The 21,695-nt window shown below is 68.6% G+C and carries 18 protein-coding genes; 9 read left to right on the plus strand and 9 right to left on the minus strand.

Features of this window, described 5'->3' with window-relative positions; translation table 11 throughout:
- Positions 1-16 precede the first annotated feature (16 nt).
- The 3 genes from ACFWAY_RS15685 to ACFWAY_RS15695 all read right to left on the minus strand — a co-directional run bounded on the left by ACFWAY_RS15685 (position 17) and on the right by ACFWAY_RS15695 (position 3,758).
- Positions 17-1,477, minus strand: a complete 1,461-nt coding sequence (locus ACFWAY_RS15685) for a VWA domain-containing protein (protein WP_378459069.1) — start codon at positions 1,475-1,477, stop codon at positions 17-19.
- Positions 1,478-1,488: 11 nt separating this feature from the next.
- Entirely contained in the window at positions 1,489-2,370 is an 882-nt protein-coding gene (locus ACFWAY_RS15690; RefSeq protein ID WP_378452255.1) for an AAA family ATPase, read from the minus strand.
- 107 nt (positions 2,371-2,477) lie between these two features.
- Positions 2,478-3,758 (minus strand): glutamate-5-semialdehyde dehydrogenase, encoded by a 1,281-nt coding sequence (locus tag ACFWAY_RS15695; RefSeq protein WP_378511159.1) that lies wholly within the window; start codon positions 3,756-3,758, stop codon positions 2,478-2,480.
- Between the two features lie 90 nt (positions 3,759-3,848).
- On the opposite strand from ACFWAY_RS15695, the gene ACFWAY_RS15700 reads away from it, so the two are divergent.
- From ACFWAY_RS15700 to ACFWAY_RS15740, 9 genes are all read left to right on the plus strand, one after another.
- Positions 3,849-4,949 (plus strand): NADH:flavin oxidoreductase/NADH oxidase, encoded by a 1,101-nt coding sequence (locus tag ACFWAY_RS15700; protein WP_378511160.1) that lies wholly within the window; start codon positions 3,849-3,851, stop codon positions 4,947-4,949.
- Between the two features lie 243 nt (positions 4,950-5,192).
- Positions 5,193-6,662: an MFS transporter gene (locus ACFWAY_RS15705; RefSeq protein WP_378452252.1), complete on the plus strand. Its 1,470-nt coding sequence runs from the start codon at positions 5,193-5,195 to the stop codon at positions 6,660-6,662.
- 9 nt (positions 6,663-6,671) lie between these two features.
- Entirely contained in the window at positions 6,672-7,538 is an 867-nt protein-coding gene (locus tag ACFWAY_RS15710; protein WP_378452251.1) for a ribokinase, read from the plus strand.
- 58 nt (positions 7,539-7,596) lie between these two features.
- Positions 7,597-9,696: a RecQ family ATP-dependent DNA helicase gene (locus ACFWAY_RS15715; RefSeq protein ID WP_378511161.1), complete on the plus strand. Its 2,100-nt coding sequence runs from the start codon at positions 7,597-7,599 to the stop codon at positions 9,694-9,696.
- A gap of 151 nt (positions 9,697-9,847) precedes the next feature.
- Positions 9,848-10,360, plus strand: coding sequence for a diaminobutyrate acetyltransferase (ectA, locus tag ACFWAY_RS15720; protein ID WP_378452249.1), 513 nt, complete (start codon positions 9,848-9,850; stop codon positions 10,358-10,360).
- Between the two features lie 26 nt (positions 10,361-10,386).
- Positions 10,387-11,649: a diaminobutyrate--2-oxoglutarate transaminase gene (ectB, locus tag ACFWAY_RS15725; protein WP_378452248.1), complete on the plus strand. Its 1,263-nt coding sequence runs from the start codon at positions 10,387-10,389 to the stop codon at positions 11,647-11,649.
- A 19-nt stretch (positions 11,650-11,668) separates the two neighbouring features.
- A complete protein-coding gene (locus tag ACFWAY_RS15730) occupies positions 11,669-12,067 on the plus strand; it encodes an ectoine synthase (RefSeq protein WP_073369647.1) in 399 nt (132 codons plus the stop codon).
- Between the two features lie 10 nt (positions 12,068-12,077).
- A complete protein-coding gene (locus tag ACFWAY_RS15735; protein ID WP_378452247.1) occupies positions 12,078-13,013 on the plus strand; it encodes a D-isomer specific 2-hydroxyacid dehydrogenase family protein in 936 nt (311 codons plus the stop codon).
- A 21-nt stretch (positions 13,014-13,034) separates the two neighbouring features.
- Positions 13,035-13,862 (plus strand): NAD-dependent protein deacetylase, encoded by an 828-nt coding sequence (locus ACFWAY_RS15740; RefSeq protein WP_378452246.1) that lies wholly within the window; start codon positions 13,035-13,037, stop codon positions 13,860-13,862.
- Between the two features lie 3 nt (positions 13,863-13,865).
- On the opposite strand, the gene proB is transcribed toward ACFWAY_RS15740, so the two are convergent.
- The 6 genes from proB to ndk form a co-directional block, all read right to left on the minus strand.
- Positions 13,866-14,966 carry a glutamate 5-kinase gene (proB, locus tag ACFWAY_RS15745; protein WP_378511162.1) on the minus strand — a complete coding sequence of 367 codons (1,101 nt, stop codon included), beginning with the start codon at positions 14,964-14,966 and terminating at the stop codon, positions 13,866-13,868.
- Complete coding sequence (obgE, locus tag ACFWAY_RS15750; protein ID WP_378452244.1) at positions 14,963-16,423, minus strand: GTPase ObgE; 1,461 nt, start codon at positions 16,421-16,423, stop codon at positions 14,963-14,965. The genes proB and obgE overlap by 4 nt, the downstream gene beginning before the upstream one ends.
- A gap of 142 nt (positions 16,424-16,565) precedes the next feature.
- Positions 16,566-16,829, minus strand: a complete 264-nt coding sequence (rpmA, locus tag ACFWAY_RS15755) for a 50S ribosomal protein L27 (RefSeq protein ID WP_005248077.1) — start codon at positions 16,827-16,829, stop codon at positions 16,566-16,568.
- Positions 16,830-16,871: 42 nt separating this feature from the next.
- The gene (gene rplU, locus ACFWAY_RS15760) at positions 16,872-17,183 is read right to left on the minus strand and encodes a 50S ribosomal protein L21 (RefSeq protein ID WP_005248081.1); all 312 of its coding nucleotides are present in this window, start codon (positions 17,181-17,183) and stop codon (positions 16,872-16,874) included.
- A 206-nt stretch (positions 17,184-17,389) separates the two neighbouring features.
- Positions 17,390-20,815 (minus strand): translation initiation factor IF-2 N-terminal domain-containing protein, encoded by a 3,426-nt coding sequence (locus ACFWAY_RS15765; protein ID WP_378511163.1) that lies wholly within the window; start codon positions 20,813-20,815, stop codon positions 17,390-17,392.
- A gap of 456 nt (positions 20,816-21,271) precedes the next feature.
- Positions 21,272-21,691, minus strand: a complete 420-nt coding sequence (ndk, locus tag ACFWAY_RS15770) for a nucleoside-diphosphate kinase (protein ID WP_378511164.1) — start codon at positions 21,689-21,691, stop codon at positions 21,272-21,274.
- Positions 21,692-21,695: the final 4 nt, after the last annotated feature.

Below are 21,695 nucleotides of genomic sequence, written 5' to 3' on the forward strand. Positions count from 1 at the left end.
TGACGAGCTTACGTGTTCACACCGGCAGCAACCCGGCGACCACCGACGCCAGCTGCTGAGCGGATCGGCATTCGTGCATGCTGATGACCTCGTTGTACACCTTGGCCGCCGAGTCGCCCGTTCCCCACTGACCGCGGGGCTCCGGGTTGAGCCAGTGCGCGTGTTTCGCCACCGACACGAGCCGGGCCAGGGCCTCCAGATTCGGGTCGCGGTAGTTGTTGCGGCCGTCGCCGAGCACCAGCAGCGACGTCCGCGAGGTGATGCTCTGGGTGAATCGCTCGGCGAACACCCCGAACGCGTTGCCGTAGTCGGAGTGCCCGTCGTAGCCGACCAGGTCGGCTTCCCGGATCATCCGCGACATGGCGCTGCCGAGGTCGGCTCCCGCGTCGAAGAAGCGGGTGACCTCGTCGGTGGTGTCGATGAACGCGAACACCCGCACGCGGGAGAACTGTTCGCGCAGCGCGTGGACGAGCAGCAGAGTGAAGTGGCTGAAACCCGCGACCGAACCCGATACGTCGCACATCACGACGAGTTCGGGGCGCGCCCGGCGGGGCTTGCGCTGGACGAGGTCGATGGGCACTCCGCCGGTCGACATCGACTTGCGCAGGGTCCGGCGCAGGTCGATCGAACCGGCCCGGTTGCGGCTGCGCCGCACAGCCAGGCGGCTGGCGAGGAGCCGGGCCAGCGGGGTGACGTTGCGTTTCAGCGCCGTCAGTTCGGCGTCGGACGCGCGCAGGAAGTCGACCTCCTCGGCCAGCCGGGGCACGCCGTACGACGCCACCCGTTCCTTGCCGAGGTTCTCGGCCGATCGTCGCCGCGTCTCCTTCTCGATCATCTTCCGGAAGTCGGCGATCCGCTGGGCTGCGGTGCGCTTGGCCACCTCCGATTCGTAGCTCTCCGTCGTTCGGGCGCCGCCGTCCTGCTGATTGCCGAGGAGTCCGTCGAGGATCTTCTTCAGCAGGTTTTCCGGCGCGACGTCCCGCAGCGCCTGGTACGCGGAGAACGACGGGCCGTTCGCCGACTGGTACTGCCCGAGTTCCTCGACCATCTGCGCGGTCAGGAGTTCGGTGAGCTCGATCGCCTCCGGCGACCCGTCGGTGAGGAGTTCGACGATCAGCTCGCGCAGCGCCTCGTAGTCGATCTCACCCTTCGCGTTCCGCGGCAGACTCGTGTCGATCGCCCCGTCCGCCCGGCTTCCGACCGCCGCCGGGAACCAGAGTTCGAACAACGCGTCGAACGTGGGCCGATGGGTGGGCCGCCGCAGCAGCGCACACGCGAGACCCTCGCGCAGCGATTCGCGGTCGAGCAGATCGAGGACCGACATCACCCGACCGGCGTCGACCGTCTCGGACGGTCCGACCGTGATGCCGCGCCTCCGCAACGCCTCGACGAAGTCGACGAGATGCCCCGGCAGCCCGTGCGGCGCCGCGGGACCGCCCGGCTTCGACCGGGACGCGAGTGGACCACCAGCAGCCATGGGGAAGTCCTTCAGTTCAGTCGCAGCTCGGCAGCGGCACGTAGCTGGTCGGATTGGTGTTTGAGGACGACACCCATCGTGGCGCGCACGGCGTCGTCGTCGAGGGTGTCGAGCCCGAGCGCCAGGAGCGTGCGACCCCAGTCGATGGTCTCGGCGACCGACGGCAGCTTCTTCAGTTGCATGCCGCGCAGCACGCGGATGGTCCTGACCAGCTGTTCGGCCACCGCCTCGGGAAGTTCCGGCACCCGGCTCGCGAGAATCTTCCGCTCGAGCTCGGCGTCGGGGAAGTCGAGATGCAGGAAGAGGCAGCGGCGCTTGAGGGCCTCGGACAGTTCGCGGGTGGCGTTCGAGGTGAGGACGACGAACGGCTTGCGTGTGGCCGTGATGGTGCCCAGTTCGGGGACGGTGACCGCGAAATCGCTGAGCACCTCGAGGAGCAGGCCCTCGATCTCGACGTCGGCCTTGTCGGTCTCGTCGATCAGGAGCACCGTCGGGTCCTCGCGCCGGATCGCGGTCAGCAGCGGCCGCGACAGCAGGAACTCCTCCGAGAAGACGTCCGCCTTGGTGGAGTCCCAGCTGTGGTCGCTGCCCGCCTGGATCCGCAGGATCTGCTTCGCGTGATTCCACTCGTACAGCGCGCGTGCCTCGTCGACGCCCTCGTAGCACTGCAACCGCACCAGTTCGGCACCGGTGGTCTCGGCGACGGCGCGGGCGAGTTCGGTCTTGCCGACTCCGGCGGGACCCTCGATGAGCAGGGGTTTCCCGAGTCTGTCGGCGAGGAACACCGCGGTCGCGGTGCCCTTGTCGGACAGGTACCCGGTTTCGGCGAGCCGAGCGATGACGTCGTCGACGCTCGCGAAGAACGGCGTCGTGGTGGGCAGTGCGCGGTCCACGCTCGCTCCTTTCAGAGGGGTTGACGGGCAGGGGGTTGACGGGCAGGGGGTTGACGGGCAGGGGGTTGACGGGCGGCGGGGCTTGACGGAAGGGGGTGGGTGAGGGTCTAGACCGGGCGGGTGTGCCCGTCACCCCAGACGATCCACTTGGTGGAGGTCAGTTCGGGGAGCCCCATCGGGCCACGCGCGTGCAGTTTCTGCGTGGAAATCCCGATCTCGGCGCCGAATCCGAACTGCTCACCGTCGGTGAAGGCGGTGGAGGCGTTGACCATGACGGCGGCGGCGTCGACCCGGGCGGTGAACTCGCGGGCGGCCGCGAGGTCGGAGGTCACGATGGCCTCGGTGTGGCCGGTTCCGTAGCGGTCGATGTGCTCGACCGCGGCGTTCAGGTCGTCGACGACCTTGAGCGCCACATCCAGGGTGAGGTACTCCTCGGACCAGTCCGACTCGGTCGCGGGCACCAGTCCCGGCAGATCCCCGTGGACCGTGACACTGTGCATCTGCAGGGCCTGCAGCAGCTTCGGCACCGCCGTCTCGGCGATCGCGGCGTCGATCAGCACCGTCTCCGCGGTGTTGCAGACACTCGGTCGCCGGGTCTTGGAATTGAGCAGGATCCGTTCGGCCATCTCCAGGTCGGCCGCCGAGTGGACGTAGACGTGGCAGTTGCCGACGCCCGTCTCGATGGTCGGGACGGTCGCGTCGCGCACCACGGCGCTGATCAGGCCGGCGCCGCCGCGGGGAATGACGACGTCCACCAGCCCGCGGGCCTGGATCAGGTGCGTCACGCTGGAGCGATCCTCGCTCAGCAGCAACTGCACCGCGTCCTCCGGCAGCTGCTGCGCCGCCAGCGACGCCCGCAAAGCCACGACCAGCGCCGCGTTCGACTTCGCCGCGGACGAGGACCCGCGCAGCAGGGCCGCGTTGCCCGACTTCAGTGCCAGTCCGAACGCGTCGACGGTGACGTTGGGGCGGGCCTCGTACACCATGCCCACCACGCCGAGCGGCACCCGCAGCTGACGGAGTTCGAGACCGTTGGGGAGGGTCGAGCCGCGCAGCACTTCACCGACCGGGTCGGGCAGACCGGCCACCTGGCGCAGTCCGGACGCGATCCCCTCGATCCGCTCCGGGGTCAGCCGCAGGCGGTCGACCAGGGAGTCCTCGGTGCCCGACGCCCTGGCCGTCTCGATGTCGGCCGCGTTGGCGGCGAGGATGTCGGCCGAGGCGGCGAGCACGGCATCGGCCGCCGCATGGAGCGCCGCATCCTTCTGCGCGGTGGTGAGCAGCGCGAGGACCCGCGACGCGGTGCGGGCGCGACGTGCCGCTGCGTGGACGGCTTCACGGGTATCCACCGCGGCACCGGCCGACGAGGTGGAAGTCACTGCAGTCATGAAGACAGCCTATATACAGGGGCGCGGGAATGATTTCGTCCCCCGCGCTGGTTGCGACTGGTCGAGACCATCAGAGGCAGGAGTGCTGCAGTGAGCGTGTTGTTCGAACCCATCACCTTCCGTGGAGTCACCGTCCCCAATCGGGTGTGGATGGCGCCGATGTGCCAGTACTCGGCCGACGTGACGGGCCGCGACGTGGGGGTGCCCAACGACTGGCACCGGACGCACCTCGTCACGCGCGCCATCGGCGGTGCCGGGCTGATCCTCACCGAGGCGACGGCCGTCAGCCCGGAGGGCCGCATCAGCCCCGCCGACCTCGGCATCTGGAACGACACCCAGACCGAGGCCTTCGCGGAGATCAACGCGCAGCTCGAGTACTTCGGCGCGGTCCCGGGCATCCAGCTCGGTCACGCCGGGCGCAAGGGATCCGCGCACGTGCCGTGGCGCGGCGGCGGGAGCCTCGCCGACGACGATCCGTTGTCCTGGCAGACGGTGGCGCCGAGCGCGATCGGTTTCGGCGACCACACCCCGCCGGCCGCGGCGACGACCGCCGACCTCCGGAAGATGGTCGCGGATTTCGCCGCCGCAGCCGAGCGGGCGTCGCGGGCCGGTTTCAAGGTGGTGGAAATCCATGCGGCACACGGCTATCTGCTGCACCAGTTCCTGTCACCGGTCAGCAATCACCGCACCGACGAGTACGGCGGCAGCTTCGCGGGCCGCATTCGTCTCCTGCTCGAGGTCGTCGAGGCGGTACGCGGGGTGTGGCCGGCCGAGTTGCCCGTCTTCGTCCGGGTCTCGGCCACCGATTGGCTGTCCGAGGAGCCCGGCCTCGACGCGGACAGCTGGACGCCGGATCAGACCGTCTCCCTCGTGCAGGCCCTCGCCGACCTCGGCGTCGACCTCGTCGACGTCTCCAGCGGCGGCGTCGCGTCCGCCCGGATCCCGGTGGGACCGGGCTATCAGGTCCCGTTCGCCCGTCGCATCCAGAACGAGACCACGGTCCCGGCCGCCGCCGTCGGGCTCATCACCGAGCCGGACCAGGCCGAGCGGATCGTGGAGTCGGGAGAAGCCGTCGCCGTGTTCCTCGGGCGCGAACTGCTGCGCGACCCGTACTGGCCGCGAAAAGCCGCACTCGAGTTGAATGCCCAGGTGACGCCGCAGATTCCGGCGCAATACGCACGGGCGTACTGAGGCTCGGGCCGACAAGCCCGCACATCCTTTGCTACGGTAATCGCTCTTACAGCTGGTAGTCCCGCACCCCGGACGGTGGGGCGGGACCGAGCCACGAGCCAGAGCCGATCGGCGGGGGCCGCATCGCGCCGAAGGGCCGTGGGTTGCCGAACCCGACCAGCAATCGCCGTGCGGGCGACGAAAAGATGCGTGCATCAGGTACGTGCCCCGCGCGGGTGATAACTGCGCTGGGGAGCGCACGACATGAATGCACCAGATCACTCGATCACGTCGGCCGAGGTGGCCGAATCACCTGATGTCACGGTCACCGACGAGGCTTCCGTCAAACGGGCCGTCAAGGCCACCATGCTCGGCAACGCCATGGAGTGGTTCGACTTCGGCGTGTACGCCTACCTCGCGACCACCATCGGCAAGGTGTTCTTTCCCGAGGCCAGCGGTACCGCACAGCTGCTGTCGACGTTCGCGATCTTCGCCGCGGCGTTCATCGTCCGTCCCCTCGGTGGACTGTTCTTCGGTCCGCTCGGTGACCGGATCGGCCGCAAGAAGGTGCTCGCCACCACGATCATCCTGATGGCGGGCAGCACGTTCGCCATCGGCCTGATCCCGAGTTACGGATCCATCGGGCTCGCGGCACCGATTCTGCTGGTGCTGTTCCGGCTCGTGCAGGGATTCTCGACGGGCGGCGAGTACGGCGGCGCCAGCACGTTCGTCGCCGAGTACGCGCCGGACAAGCGCCGCGGGTTCTTCTCGAGCTTCCTCGAATTCGGAACCCTCGCCGGGTATGTCGCGGCCGCGGGCCTGGTCACCATCATCAGCACCGTGGTCAGCGCCGACGCTCTGGTGGACTGGGCGTGGCGAATTCCGTTCCTGCTCGCCGGTCCGCTGGGCCTGATCGGCCTCTACCTGCGGTTGCGGCTCGAGGAGACGCCCGCGTTCCAGCAGATGGAGCAGGCCGAAGAGCGTTCGCTCGCAGACGAATCCACGGGACGCAAACTGCGCGAGACCCTGGTGGAGAACTGGCGACCGCTGGTGCTGTGCGTCGTCCTGGTCGCCACGTACAACATCGCGCACTACGGCCTGCTCAGCTACATGCCGACGTACCTGTCGAACACGCTCGGCTACGACGAGTCGCACGGCCTCGTCCTCATGATCATCGTGATGCTGATCATGATGGTGTGCATCAGCTTCGTCGGGAAGCTGTCCGACCGGGTCGGTCGTAAACCGGTGCTGCTGGCCGGTTTCGTCGGATTCTTCGCGCTGTCGCTGCCCGCGTACCTGTTGATCGGTGTCGGCCACTACTTCACCGTCTTCGTCGGACTCGCGATGCTCGGCGGCCTCCTGCTGTTGTTCGTCGGTGTCTTCCCGTCGGTCCTTCCCGCGCTGTTCCCCACCGGAATCCGCTACGGCGGGCTGGCGATCGGATACAACCTCGCGGTGTCGATCTTCGGTGGCACCACACCCCTCGTTCTCACGGCGCTGCAGGATGCGACGGGCAGCGACCTCGTCGCGCCGATGTACATGATGGTCGCGGCCGTCATCGGCGGTATCGCGGTTCTCCTCATCTCCGAGACCGCCCGGAAGCCGCTGGAGGGTTCGCCGCCCGCCGTGGCCACGGACGCCGAGGCCCGCCGCATCCTGAAGCGTCTCCGCCGCACCAAGGGCGACGCATCCGCGACGCCCGCAGAGGAGACGGCGGCCGCCGACGCGGGTTAGTCTCGGGGTATGTCCGCTCCCAGGGTCGCCGTGGTCGGCAGCATCAACATGGACTTACTGACGGCGACCGAGCGGTTGCCCGCGCCGGGAGAGACGATCCTGGGCAGCGCCTTTGCCGCCACCCCCGGCGGCAAGGGTGCCAACCAGGCGATCGCCGCGGCGCGGGCCGGCGGTGACGTGACGTTCATCGGCGCCGTCGGCTCCGACGTGTTCGCTCTCGACCTTCGGCAGGCCCTCGTGGACGCCGAGGTCGACACGCGGTACCTGCGCGAAGTGGACGGGCCGAGCGGGATCGCGGCGATCACCGTCGACGCCGCCGGCGAGAACAGCATCGTCGTGGTTCCGGGCGCCAACAGCACCGTGACGGACCTGACGCCCGCCGAACTCACCGCGATCGCAGACGCCGACGTCCTGCTCTGCCAACTCGAGATACCCCTGGGCACCGTGTTGGCCGCGGCGGCGCACGCCGCGGCACACGGCACCGTCGTGATGTTGAATCCGTCACCGGCGCAGACACTTCCGCCCGAACTCGTGGCGCTGGTCGACGTGCTCCTCGTCAATCAGACCGAGGCTGCGCAACTCGGCGCCGAGGTCACCGGCGCCGTCTCCCATGTCGTGACCACGCTGGGGTCGTCGGGTGCGGACTACGCGGGCAGCGACGGCACCGCGCTCCACGCCGACTCCCCCGAGGTCGAGGTGGTGGACACGACCGGGGCGGGCGACGCGTTCGCCGGTGCCCTGACCGTCTCGTGGAGGCGCGGGCCCGCGGCCGCCGTCCCGTTCGCGTGCTCGGCGGGCGCGCTCGCCACCACCCGCCGAGGCGCCTCCACGTCCTCACCCACCCGTGCCGAAATCGAGGCGGCACTGCCCGGCTGAGCGAGCTCCTGCCGTCGCCCGGATCCTTCGTGTCACCCGTGTCGTGCACCATGGGGGCATGACGACCGCCACCGAACCCGCACTCCGTGACGAGGCCGAACGGCTGCTCCGCGAGCTGGCAGGCGAGCACGCCACCCTCCGCGACGACCAGTGGACGGCGATCGAGGCGCTCGTGGTGGGCCGCAGACGGGCGCTGGTCGTCCAGCGGACGGGCTGGGGCAAGTCGGCGGTCTACTTCATCGCAGCGAAGCTCCTGCGGGCGCACGGGCACGGCCCCACGGTCATCGTGTCGCCGCTCCTGGCCCTCATGCGGAACCAGGTGGCCTCCGCCGAGCGGGCAGGCGTGCGCGCCGCCACCATCAACTCCGGGAACGTCACCGAGTGGGACGACATCCACGCCCGGGTCGCGGACAACGAACTCGACGTCCTGCTGGTCAGCCCCGAACGCCTCAACAATCCCGACTTCCGCGACCAGGTCCTCCCCTCCCTCGCCGCCGACGCCGGCCTCGTCGTGGTCGACGAGGCGCACTGCGTGTCGGACTGGGGCCACGACTTCCGTCCCGACTACCGGCGGATCCGCACGTTGATCGCCGAACTGGGCGAGGGCATCCCCGTTCTGGCCACCACGGCCACGGCGAACGACCGCGTCGTCTCCGACGTCTCCACACAGCTCGGGGTGGGTGGCGCCGAAACCCTCGTCCTCCGCGGCGGCCTCGAACGCGAGTCGCTGCACCTGTCGGTCGTGCAGATTCCGGAGGCCACCGCCCGGGCCGCGTGGCTCGCCCAGAAGCTCGACAGCCTGCCCGGCTCGGGCATCATCTACGCGCTCACCGTCTCGGCGGCGCGGGATCTGGCGAGCCTGCTGTCCGAGCAGGGCCACACGGTCGCCGCATACACCGGGCAAACCGACGCCGCCGAGCGCGAGACCCTCGAGCAGGACCTGCTCGGCAACCGCGTCAAGGCCCTCGTGGCGACGTCGGCGCTCGGCATGGGGTTCGACAAGCCCGACCTGGGGTTCGTCGTACACCTCGGTGCGCCGTCGTCCCCCATCTCCTATTACCAGCAGGTCGGGCGTGCCGGACGGTCCACCGACCGCGCCGAGGTCATCCTGCTGCCCGGATCCGAGGACAAGCAGATCTGGAGTTATTTCGCGTCCGTGGCGTTCCCCCGCGAGCACGTGGTGCGCCGGGTGATCGAGGTCCTCGACACCGACCGGCCGCAGTCCACACAGGCGCTCGAGCCGCTGGTGGAGCTGGGCCGCACCCGATTGGAGATGGTGCTGAAAGTCCTCGACGTGGACGGTGCCGTACGCCGGGTGCGCGGCGGCTGGGTGGGCACCGGGGAGCCGTGGACATACGACGCCGACCGCTACGAGCGCCTCGAACGCGCCCGCGAGTCCGAGCAGCAGGCGATGATCGACTACCAGCGGATCACCACGTGCCGGATGGCGTTCCTGCGCGAGCAGCTCGACGATCCCGGTCTGGCGGCGGGCACCTCGGACTGTGGGCGATGCGACAACTGCACCGGAGTGCGCCACGACGCGACCGTGGACGCCGAGGCGGTGCAACAGACCAGAACGCGCCTCGAACGGCCAGGCGTGGACCTCGCGCCCCGTAAACAGTGGCCCACGGGCCTCTCGAAGCTCGGGCTGACACTGTCCGGGAAGATCACCGACGGGCCCGAACCGGGGCGCGTCCTGGGCCGGCTGTCCGACCTCGGCTGGGGTCAGCGCCTGCGTTCCCTGCTCGACGAACCGGACGGACCCGCCCCCGACGCCGTCCTGAAGGCCTGCATCCAGGTGCTGGCCTCCTGGGACTGGGCCGAGCGCCCCACCGCCGTCATGGCGGTCGAATCCGCCACCCATCCCCTGCTGTCGGCGTCGATCGCGGGGCAGCTCGCTTCCGTCGGACGCCTCACCGACCTGGGAGTTCTGCGGCTGCGCCCGGAGCATCCGCCGGTGTCCGCGGCCAACTCCGCCTACCGGGTGGCCGGGCTCGTCGACGCCTGGGAGGTCCCCGACCTTCCCGACGGCGCCGGACCGGTGCTGCTCGTCGACACCCTCACGGACACCGGCTGGACCCTCGCGATGGCCGCCAGGACGCTCCGCGCGGCGGGTGCGGCGTCCGTCCTCCCCTTCGCACTCGCGAGTCTCAAATAGGCGAAGTGTGTCGCTTGCGGTTCACCCAAAAGTTACATAATGTGATGAGCATCACTTTGCACGTCTCACCTGCAAAGCTCCGCCGCCTGAACTGTCCAATTTCGCGAGCCACGTGAAATCGAAGGGGATGGTTGTTAGGTTCGAATTTCCAATGACGCCTGTTCAGAAGAGTGCTATCCCGACCACCGCGCCGGACGCGGTGTTGTTCAGAAGTCCAGAGATCACTGACGGAGTCCGGCTCTGGGAGATCGCCAGGAACACGGAAGTGCTCGATCTCAATTCGAGCTACGCATACCTGTTGTGGTGTAGAGATTTCAGCCGCTCGTCGGTCGTCGCAGTCGTCGACGAGCGCGTCGTGGGATTCGTATCGGGCTTCATCCGCCCCGAATCCCCTGCGACGCTGTTCGTCTGGCAAGTTGCCGTGGACGCAGACCAGCGCGGCAAGGGAATTGCAGGTCGCATGCTGAGCGCGCTGCTCGATCGACTTGCACCCGAAGGGATTACCCATCTCGAAACGACGATCAGCCCCGGCAACGAGGCCTCGATCGCGCTGTTCACAGCATTGGCGCGTCGCCGAGATACGGCGATCAACAAGCAAGAACTGTTCTCCCCTAATGATTTTCCCGATGGACACGAAGCCGAAGATCTATACACGATCGGCTAAGAGCATGCCCCGGAGGAATGCAGCACATGACTAATATCGATACGAACATTTTCGAGAGCCTCGAGTCCGAGGTTCGCAGCTACAGCCGCGGCTGGCCGGCCGTCTTCGAGTCGGCGTCCGGATCGTGGATCCGCGACGAGAACGGCCGCGACTACCTCGACTTCTTCGCCGGCGCCGGTTCGCTGAACTACGGCCACAACAACCCGGTCCTGAAGTCGGCGCTCGTCGACTACATCGTCGGCGACGGCATCACGCACGGTCTCGACATGTCGACCGTGGCCAAACGCGACCTGCTCGAGACCTTCCAGGACAAGATCCTGAAACCGCGCGGGCTCGACTACAAGGTCCAGTTCCCCGGACCCACCGGCACCAACACTGTCGAGGCCGCACTGAAACTGGCGCGCAAGGTGACGGGTCGTTCGTCGATCATCAACTTCACCAACGCTTTCCACGGCATGACGCTCGGCGCCCTGTCGGTCACCGGTAACTCGATGAAGCGCGCCGGCGCCGGTATCCCGCTGGTGCACGCCACGCCGATGCCGTTCGACAACTACTTCGACGGCGTCACCGAGGACTTCCACTGGTTCCGCCGCGTTCTCGACGACTCGGGCAGTGGCCTGAACCGTCCGGCCGCCGTGATCGTGGAAACCGTGCAGGGTGAGGGCGGCGTCAACGTCGCCCGGGCCGAGTGGCTGCGTGCCCTCGCCGACCTGTGTGCCGAGCGCGAAATCCTGCTGATCGTCGACGACGTCCAGATGGGCTGCGGACGCACCGGACCGTTCTTCTCCTTCGAGATCGCCGGCATCACCCCGGACATCGTCTGCCTGTCGAAGTCGATCAGCGGCTACGGCCTCCCGATGGCGCTGACGCTGTTCAAGCGTGAGCTCGACGTGTGGGGCCCGGGCGAGCACAACGGCACGTTCCGCGGCAACAACCCGGCGTTCGTCACGTCGAAGGTGGCCCTGGACCACTACTGGTCCGACGACACCCTTCACAAGTCGACGCTGACCAAGGGCGAGAAGATCCACCAGGCGTTCACCGATCTGGCGAACCAGTTCGACGGCTCCGTCTCCACCCGCGGTCGCGGCCTCGTCCAGGGTCTCGTGTTCGACGAGCCGGAGAACGCGGGCAAGGTCTGCAATCTCGCCTTCGACGAGGGACTGCTCGCGGAGACGTCCGGACCGTCGGACGAGGTGGTCAAGCTTCTGCCGGCGCTCACCATCACCGACGAGGAACTGGACCACGGACTCGCCATTCTCGCCGACGCCACCGGCAAGGTTTGCAGCTAGAGAGAGGACTGACACTCACATGATCGTTCGCACCACCGCAGAAATCACCGACACCGACCGCGACATCACCAGCGAGGACGGCAACTGGCGCAGCAAACGCATCATCCTCGGCGGCGACAAAGTGGGTTTCTCGTTCCACGAGACCACGATCAAAGCGGGCTCGGTCAACGAGTTTCACTACGCCAATCACGTCGAGGCCGTCTGGCTCGTCGAGGGAACCGGCAAATTGATCGACCTCGACAACGACAAGGTCTACGAACTCGGGCCCGGATCGATGTACCTGCTCAACGGTCACGAGCGTCACCGCGTCGAGCCCGACACCGAAATGCGCATGCTGTGCGTGTTCAACCCGCCCGTCACCGGCCGTGAGGTCCACGACGAGAACGGTGTCTACCCCTTGGTCGAGGTTCCCGCGTAAGTTCGACCCCATGGCCGACGACGCTGCTGTTCCAGCTATAGCCATCGGACCCGCCCCGGACCCGCTCCTCGAGGATGCGGTGCGCCGGGGCGGTGCCCGTGTGGCCCCCCTCGAGTCCGCGGACGCTCTGGTCTGGACCACGAGTCCGATCGGTTTCCCGGACCCGCTTCCCGAGAACATCCGCTGGGTGCAGTTGAATTCCGCGGGTGTCGAGGAGTGGTTCGCCGCGAAGGTGATCAGACCCGATACCACCGTCCTGTGGACGTCGGCGGCGGGCGCGTTCGCCGCCACCGTCGCCGAGCACGCGCTGACGTTGCTGCTGGCCGGGGTGCGGGCACTCCCGGAGCACCTCGAGGCGAAGACCTGGCGCCAGCAGGAGTTCTTCTCGAAGATCGGCACCCTGCGGGGCACCACGGTGGCAATCGTGGGTGCCGGCGGAATCGGCCGGGCACTGATCCCGATGCTCGCGGGCGTCGGGGCCGACGTCATCGCGGTGAATCGCTCCGGCAGCCCGGTGCCGGGAGCGATCGAGACGCTCCCCACCACCCGTCTGGGCGAGGTGTGGGCCCGAGCGGATCACTTCGTGCTCGGGGCTCCCGCGACCGACGCCACGCACCATCTGGTCGGGGCGGCGGAGTTCGCGCAGATGAAGCCGACCGCGTGGGTGATCAACGTCGCGCGCGGCTCGCTCGTCCACACCAATGCACTGGTGAAAGCGCTGCGGGACAACACGATCGGCGGAGCGGGACTCGACGTCACCGATCCCGAGCCGCTTCCCGACGGCCACCCGCTGTGGGATCTGCCCAACGTGATCATCACCCCCCACGATTCCAACCCGCCGTCGGTCCGCCCCCCAGCGTTCGCCGAGCACGTGGCACTGAACGTCACCCGCTTCGTCGCCGGCGAGAATCTCACCGCTCTGATCGATCCTGTCGTCGGGTACTGAGCCGGCGCTACCCTGGAGTGCGTGTTCGCCCGACTGATCGACGTACTCGGTGGCCGGCGCCTGTGTGTGATCACCGGCGCCGGCATCTCGACGGACTCCGGGATTCCCGATTACCGGGGTCCGGATTCGCCACCGCGCAATCCCATGACGTACCAGCAGTTCACCGGGGACCCCGATTTCCGTCGCCACTACTGGGCGCGAAACCACCTCGGCTGGCGGCACATGGACGCCGCCCGGCCCAACACCGGCCACCGCGCCCTGGCGGGGCTCGAACGGGCCGGTGTCGCGAGCGCGGTCATCACCCAGAACGTCGACCTCCTGCACACCAAGGCCGGCAGTCGCCGGGTGATCGACCTGCACGGCACGTACGCCCAGGTCCGGTGCCTGGCGTGCGACGCCCTGATCTCGCGGGCCACGCTCGCCGACCGGCTCGAGCATGCGAACCCGGGTTTCACCGAAACCGTCACTGCTGCAAAGGGAGTGGAGATCGCACCGGACGCCGACGCGGTGATCACCAGCACCGAACACTTCCGGATGGTCGACTGCGAGGCGTGCGGCGGACTGCTCAAACCTGACATCGTGTACTTCGGCGAATCCGTCCCGAAGCCGAGGGTCGCCGCCGCCTACGACGTGGTCGACGAGGCCGAGGCACTCCTGGTGGCCGGCTCGTCGCTCACCGTCATGTCGGGACTGCGGTTCGTCCGGCACGCCGCCAAACGCGGAATCCCCATCGTCATCGTCAACAGGGGGACGACACGCGGCGACGAGTTCGCCGCCCTCACCCTCCACGCCGGCTGTTCGGAAGCACTCACCGCACTGCTCGACGCGTCCTCCGCACTGCCCGCGTGACCCTCAGAGCGGCACCAGATCGTCCGCGTGGACGACGGGGCGCTGCATCTCCGCGGGCAGTTCCTGGGTCGACTTGCCCAGGATGTCGCTGATCTCGGCCGAGTCGTACGCCACCACTCCCCTGGCCACGGGACGCTCGTCGGGGCCGAGGAGCGAGACGACGTCGCCGCCGTAGAACCGCCCCGACACCGCGCTGATCCCCGCAGGAAGCAACGACCGCCGTTTGGTGACGACGGCACGCACAGCGCCCGCGTCGATGTGCAGGATCCCCTGCTCGTCCGCGGCGTGGCGTACCCAGAACTTGCGCGCCGACAACCGGGACGGCCGCGCCGCGAACGCCGTCCCCACCCCGGCGTCCCGCAGCGCTGCCCCGGCGTCCAAGGCGGCGGCGAGTAGCACGGGCACGCCTGCATCGGCCGCGAGGCGCGCTGCCGACAGCTTCGACGCCATCCCCCCGGTGCCGAGAGCGCCGCCCGAGCCCGCGACCACCCCGTCGAGATCCTCGGGGCTGTTCACCTCGGGAATCAGCGTCGCATTGCCCTTGCGGGGGTCGCCGTCGTACAGCCCGTCGACGTCCGACAGCAGGACCAGGGCGTCGGCACCGACCAGGTGCGCGACGAGCGCCGCGAGCCGGTCGTTGTCACCGAATCGCAGCTCCGCGGTGGCGACCGTGTCGTTCTCGTTGACGATCGCGACCGCGTGCAGCGCGCGTAGGCGGTCGAGGGTGCGTTGCGCGTTGCGGTGCTGCGCGCGGCGGGCGATGTCGTCCGCGGTGAGCAGCACCTGCCCGACCGTGCGGCCGTACCGGGCGAACGACGTGCCCCAGGCGTGGGCCAGCGCCAGCTGGCCGACGCTCGCGGCGGCCTGCTTCGTCGCCAGGTCCCGAGGCCGCTTGGTCAGCCCCAGCGGGGCCAGACCCGCGCCCACGGCCCCGGACGACACGACGACCACGTCGGAACCGGCACGCATCCGTTCCTCGATCGCATCGGCCAGCGCGTCGAGTCGACCGACGTCGAGCCCGCCGACCAGGCTGGTCAGCGCGGACGATCCGATCTTCACGACAATGCTGCCCGCCGACGCGATCGTGCGCCGGGTGGCGCTCACTGGTCTTCGGGGTCGAGGCCTTCGAGACCGCGACGGACCCTGGATGCGTGCTTGCGTTCGGTGGCGCCGATGCGCTCCACCTGATCCAGACGCGGGTCGGTGCCGCGCCCGGTGCGGGTGAGATCGACGCCGGCAGGTGTCTGGGGCTCCCAGTCGAAGCTCACGTTGCCGATCGTGACGGACGCACCGGGCTCCGCACCCTGCTTGACGAGTTCGGTTTCCACACCGAGCCGCGCGAGGCGGTCGGCGAGGTAGCCCACGGCCTCGTCGTTGTCGAACTGCGTCTGCCGCACCCAGCGCTCCGGCCGCGTGCCGCGGACGATGAACCCACCGGGGATCTCGGGATCGGCGACGACGCTGAAGCTGTTCTCGTTCGCGATCACCGGGCGGATCACCTGACGCTTCGGCTCGGCCTTCGGGTTCGCCTCACGGTAGTCCGCAACCAGCTTCGCCAGCGCGAACGTCAACGGGCGCAACCCTTCTCGACTGACAGCCGAGATCGTGAAAATCGGCCATCCGCGGGCCTCGAGGTCGGGGGTGACCATCTCGGCCAGCTCGGCCGCCTCCGGCACGTCCGCCTTGTTCAGGATGACGATGCGGGGACGGTCCGCGAGGTCACCGAGCCCGGTGTCCCCGGACAGCGCGCCCTTGTACGCCGCGAGTTCGGCCTCGAGCGCATCGATGTCGGAGATCGGGTCGCGGCCGGGATCTAGCGTCGCGCAGTCGACGACGTGGGCCAGCACGGCGCACCGCTCGAGGTGGCGCAGGAAGTCCAGTCCGAGTCCGCGGCCGTCGCTCGCGCCGGGGATCAACCCGGGCACGTCGGCCACCGTGAACGTCGTGTCGCCGCTCGACACCACACCGAGGTTCGGCACGAGCGTCGTGAACGGGTAGTCGGCGATCTTCGGCTTCGCCGCCGACAGCACCGACACGAGCGAGGACTTGCCCGCCGAAGGGAACCCGACCAGCCCGACATCGGCCACGGACTTCAGTTCGAGGACCAGTTCCCGCTCGACGCCGTCCTCACCGAGGAGCGCGAAACCCGGCGCCTTGCGCGCCTTGGACGAGAGGGACGCGTTGCCGAGTCCGCCGCGGCCACCCTGGGCGGCCTCGAAGCGGGTGCCGACACCGATGAGGTCGGCGACGATCTGGCCGTCCTCGTCGAGGACGACGGTGCCGTCGGGGACCTTCAGGATCAGGTCGTCGCCCTGGGCGCCGTCACGGTTGCTACCCATCCCCTGCTTGCCGTTGGTGGCCTTCGCATGGGGGTGGAAATGGAAGTCGAGGAGGGTATGGACGTTGCCGTCCACCTCGAGCACGACGTCACCGCCACGCCCGCCGTTGCCTCCGTCCGGGCCACCGAGCGGTTTGAACTTCTCCCGGTGTACGGAGGCGCAGCCATTGCCGCCTTTTCCGGCGCTGACGTGCAGCACGACGCGGTCAATGAATCGGGACATGACTGCCGGATCCTTCCTCAGTCAATTGTGTTGATCTCACTCTTGAAAAAACAATAGGGGCGGACCGGGTATCACGACCCAGGTCCGCCCCTATTGGGAGCTTGAAACGTCCCTCACGGGACGATGCATACTCGCGGCAGGACTAGGCCTCTGCCGCCGCCGGAACGATGTTCACGGTCTTGCGTCCGCGCTTGGTGCCGAACTCGACGGCACCGGCAGAGAGCGCGAAGAGCGTGTCGTCGCCGCCACGACCGACGTTGACGCCGGGGTGGAAGTGAGTTCCGCGCTGACGCACCAGGATCTCGCCGGCGCTGACGGACTGGCCGCCGAAACGCTTCACGCCGAGTCGCTGAGCATTTGAATCGCGACCGTTACGGGAGCTGGATGCACCCTTCTTATGTGCCATGTTCTTGACCCTCCTCGGGGGAAATCAGCTCTGAAGCTCTAGCTACTTGATGCCGGTGACCTTGAGGACCGTCAGCTTCTGCCTGTGGCCCTGACGCTTGTGGTAGCCGGTCTTGTTCTTGAACTTGTGGATCCGGATCTTCGGGCCCTTGGTGTGCTCGACGACCTCACCCGTGACCGAGATCTTGGCCAGCTTGTCGGCGTCGGTCGTCAGATCGGATCCGTCGACGACGAGAACGGGAGCAAGCGAGACAGCAGTGCCGGGCTCACCCTCGATCTTCTCGACCTTGACGAGGTCACCAACAGCGACCTTGTACTGCTTTCCGCCGGTCTTGACGATCGCGTACGTTGCCATCGGAGGGCTACCCCTTGCTTCTTCGAACTTGCTCGCGCCACAGTGTGCGCGACTGGTCTGGTGTGACGGCTAGCTCGGTCGAGATCGCGCAGCCCTCACAGGTGAGGGCACAGCTGACCTTCATCGCCGAGTAGCGACTGGTCAAGGTTACAGGAAGGCAACCGTTCCGTACAAACCGGCGTCGATTGCCTTCCCGAGCTCCCTGGTCAGTTGTCGGCGTCCACCGGCGGGCCGGCGGGACGTGCCGCGGCCCGGCGGCGTCGCGGCCTGCGCGGCGCTGCCTGCGAATCCGCGCCGTCCGGCGAGGACGCCGGCGGTCCGCTCACGGCCGAAGCCGACATGGCCGGTTCCGGCTCCGGTGCGTGCTCCACCCCGGGCTCCTGTGTCGGAATCACGAATACGGTCCCGGTGCTCGGGGTTTCGGACACCGGCGCTGCCGCTGCCCTCGACACCCGACGGCTCCTACGCCGCGGCGGGGCCACCGGTTCCGGTTCGGGCTCGCGCTCCACGACGGGTTCCGGGGCCTCGGCGACCGGTGCCGCTTCGGCCGGCGCAGCTTCGACGACCGGCTCCTCGGCCACGGCTTCTTCGGCCACGGCTTCCTCCGCCTCGGGTGCCACGACGGCTTCCGCTGCGACCGCTGCCGGGGCCTCCACCACGGCTTCTTCGATGCCGGGCAGATCCGCCGCCGGTGTCTCCGCCACGGCGGCGACCGGCTGCTCGGGCTCGGGAACCGCCGCGGCAGGCTGCTCGGCCGGTTCCGCCTCGTACCCGCTGTGCGCGTGCGCGGCCTCCTCCTCGTGATGGTGGTGTGCCATCGCGAGAGCGACCGGGTGGGCCCGCTTGACGGCGACGTCCACCGTCGGGGTCTCCTCGTGCACGGGAGGCTGCGAGGTCTCCCCGCCGGACGACTTGTCGCGTCCCCGCTTCTTGCGGGAGCCACCGGAGTCGCCGCCGCGGGACGACCCGCGCGCACCGTTGTCCTCCGAGGTCTTCACCTCGATCGGCTCGGTGTGGACGATGATGCCCCGGCCGTGGCAGTGCTCACACGTCGTCGAGAACGCCTCGACCAGCCCGGTGCCCAGCTTCTTCCGCGTCATCTGGACCAGGCCGAGCGACGTGACCTCGGACACCTGGTGGCGGGTGCGATCCCGGCCCAGGGCCTCCGTCAGGCGTCGCAGCACGAGATCGCGGTTCGATTCGAGCACCATGTCGATGAAGTCGACGACGATCATGCCGCCGATGTCGCGCAGGCGCATCTGCCGGACGATCTCCTCGGCAGCCTCGAGGTTGTTCCGCGTGACGGTCTCCTCGAGGTTTCCGCCGGCACCGGTGAACTTGCCGGTGTTCACATCGACCACGGTCATGGCCTCGGTGCGGTCGATCACGAGCGTGCCGCCGGACGGCAACCAGACCTTCCGGTCGAGCGCCTTCGCCAGCTGCTCGTCGATGCGGTGCGCCTCGAAGACATCGACACCGTTGTCCGACGTGTGCTGCTCGAGCCTCGGCATGAGGTCGGGGGCGACGGACTTGATGTACGACTCGACCGTCGACCAGGCCTTCTCGCCCTCGATCACGAGCTGGGAGAAGTCCTCGTTGAACAGGTCGCGGATGACCTTCACGAGAAGGTCGGGCTCCTCGTACAGGGCCTGCGGGTTACCGGACTTGCCGGATTCCGCCTTCGCGGCCTGAGCCTCGATCCCGGCCCACTGGTCCTGCAGACGCGTCACGTCGCGGGCGAGTTCGTCCTCGCTCACACCCTCCGACGCGGTCCGGATGATGACTCCGGCGTCCGAGGGCACGATGTCGCGCAGGATGTCCTTGAGGCGCTTGCGCTCCGTGTCGGGCAGTTTGCGGCTGATACCGGTGGACGTGCCGCCCGGCACGTACACGAGGAAGCGGCCCGCGAGGCTGATCTGCGTGGTCAGCCGCGCACCCTTGTGCCCGACCGGGTCCTTGCTGACCTGGACCAGCACCTGGTCGCCCGGCTTCAGCGCCTGCTCGATCTTGCGGGAGTTGCCACCGAGTCCGGCGGCCTCCCAGTTGACCTCACCGGCGTACAGCACGCCGTTGCGGCCGCGGCCGATGTCGATGAACGCGGCCTCCATGCTGGGCAGAACGTTCTGGACGCGCCCGAGGTACACGTTGCCGACCATTGAGGCCGACGCCGACGTTGTCACGAAGTGTTCGACGAGGACGCCGTCTTCGAGCACGGCGACCTGCGTCGTTGCGTGCGGTTGCCCGGTGGCGATGCGGTCGCGCACCACCATCACGCGGTCGACGGCCTCACGGCGGGCCAGGAACTCCGATTCCGTGAGGATCGGCGGACGCCGGCGGCCGGCATCGCGGCCGTCGCGGCGACGCTGACGCTTCGCCTCGAGCCGAGTCGAACCCGTGATGCCCTGGACCTCGTCCTTCGAGCGGCTCTTGTTGCGAGGTTCACGCTCGTGGACGACGGTGTTCGGCGGATCGTCCTCGGACGTGGCCTCTCCCGACCCCTCGCCACCGGACTTGCGACGGCGACGACGGCGGCGGCGACGGCTCGACCCGTCGGAGTCACCCTCACCGGTCTCGTCGTCTCCGGACTCGGCTTCGGCCTGCTCGGCCTCCGCGGGCTTCTCCTCGGAATCCTTCTTCGGCGTCCCTTCGGGCTCCCGAGTCGGTGTCTCGGCGACCTTGTCCTCGCGTGCGGATTCCTCGGCCTCGGCACCCTCGATGTCGGTGTCGGTGTCCTGCTCGTTCTGCTGTTCGCCCCGTCCACGACCACGTCCGCGACGGCCGCGCCGACGACGGCGCGGCTGATCGCCGTCGACGTCGGACTCGTCCGACTCGGTGTCGGCGGTTCCGGTGTCCGCGATTCCGGTGTCCGCGATTCCGGTGTCCGCGATTCCGGTGTCTTTGGCCTTCGCGGGCTCGGCGACGTCCTCGCGCGATTCGGCGACGGGCGGCTGCTCGGTGGTGGGTTCAGGGGTGCCGGCGTCCCGGCGACTGCGCCGGCGACGCGGCGGGGTCTCGACCGCCGCGAGGTCGGGCTGCAGGAACAGCGGGACCTGCGAGACGGCGTGCGGAGTCTCCACGGCAGGCTCGGCGGCGGGCGCCTCGACCTGGTAGGACGCGGTGGTGAACAGGTCACGTCCGAGGTCGCGCTCGGAAACCGCGGCCTCCTCCGGGACGGGCTCGTGGGCGGGAGCTTCCTGGGCCGGAGCTTTCTGCGGAGCCGGAGTCTCCTCGGCCGCCACAGTCTGCTCGGCTGCCGCTTCCTCGACGTCGGCAGCCGAAACCTGTTCCGGTGCGACCTCGACGACAGGTTCGGCGGCCGGGGCCTCCGCGACCGGTTCGACAGCCGGGGCCTCCGCGACCGGTACGACCGCGGCGGGTGGCTCGGTGGGAGCGGCCTGCGCAGCGGTGAAAGCTGCGTGAACACGCTCGGCGACATCGCGTTGCAGGCTCGACTGCGCGCTGCGCAGTTCGGTTCCGAGGGCCGCAGCCTCGGCGAGAACCTGCTTGCTCGTCACGCCCAGCATCTTCGCGAGGGCGTGAACGCGAATCTTCTCCGGAAGAGCGGGAACCGCGCTCCCGGCGGTGGCCGTTTCGTTCGGCTCTGAATTTGTGGGCGGCGCTTGATCGGCCACGTAGTCTCCTCAGCCCCCGGGCGCGTCCACTCCCGTGTCTGGGAGTGTCACGCGGCCACGCGAGGGCGCAGTATGTGTACTCGCGCCCCAGATGTGAGCGCGAGATTGTCTGGTCTCGCTCCACACAGCGCGTGCAGTGTCCGTTTTCACTGCACACCCATGTAGTGCCTTGCGGATGGCCGTCATCCGCGGCGCGAGCGCCTGATCATCCAGCGTGCCGAACGCCCAGGTATTTCCTGTTGACGCAGGGGCAGCGATGAAGGGCATCGAGCCGTGGTGTCATCCGGTCGAAGCCACGTGGTGCACAAATTGCGGTCCGACCACCCCCAGTATCCCACACGTGTGCCGCAGTCCGTGCCAGCGGCGCACGTATCGGTCTGGAACATGTTCCGCACGCGATGGCGCCGCCGGCCCGGAGGGCAGGTCGCTGGGTCGAGGGGTCGGTGGAGAGGTAGGTCAGTTGGCGGCGAGGTGGGGGAACCAGAGGGCGATCTCGCGCTCGGCGGACTCGACCGAGTCGGAGCCGTGAACCAGGTTCTCCTGGGCTTCGAGCCCGAAATCACCGCGAATCGTGCCCGGAACAGCCTTCTCGACGGGGTCGGTGCCGCCGGCGAGCTGACGGAACGCCGCGATCGCCCGGGGACCTTCGAGCACTGCCGCGACGAGCGGGCCGCCCGTGATGAATTCCAGCAGGCCGGGGTAGAACGGGCGGCCTTCGTGCTCGGCGTAGTGGTCCGCCGCGATGTCGCCGGGAGCGGTGCGCAGGTCGAGCGCGGAGATCGTCAGACCTTTCCGCTCGATACGACCGAGGATTTCTCCTACATATCCGCGGGCAACGGCATCGGGCTTGATCAGGACAAGGGTGCGCTCAGTCACGGCG

This window comes from Rhodococcus sp. NPDC059968 (assembly GCF_042738615.1).
In the GTDB taxonomy this organism is placed as follows: domain Bacteria; phylum Actinomycetota; class Actinomycetes; order Mycobacteriales; family Mycobacteriaceae; genus Rhodococcus_F.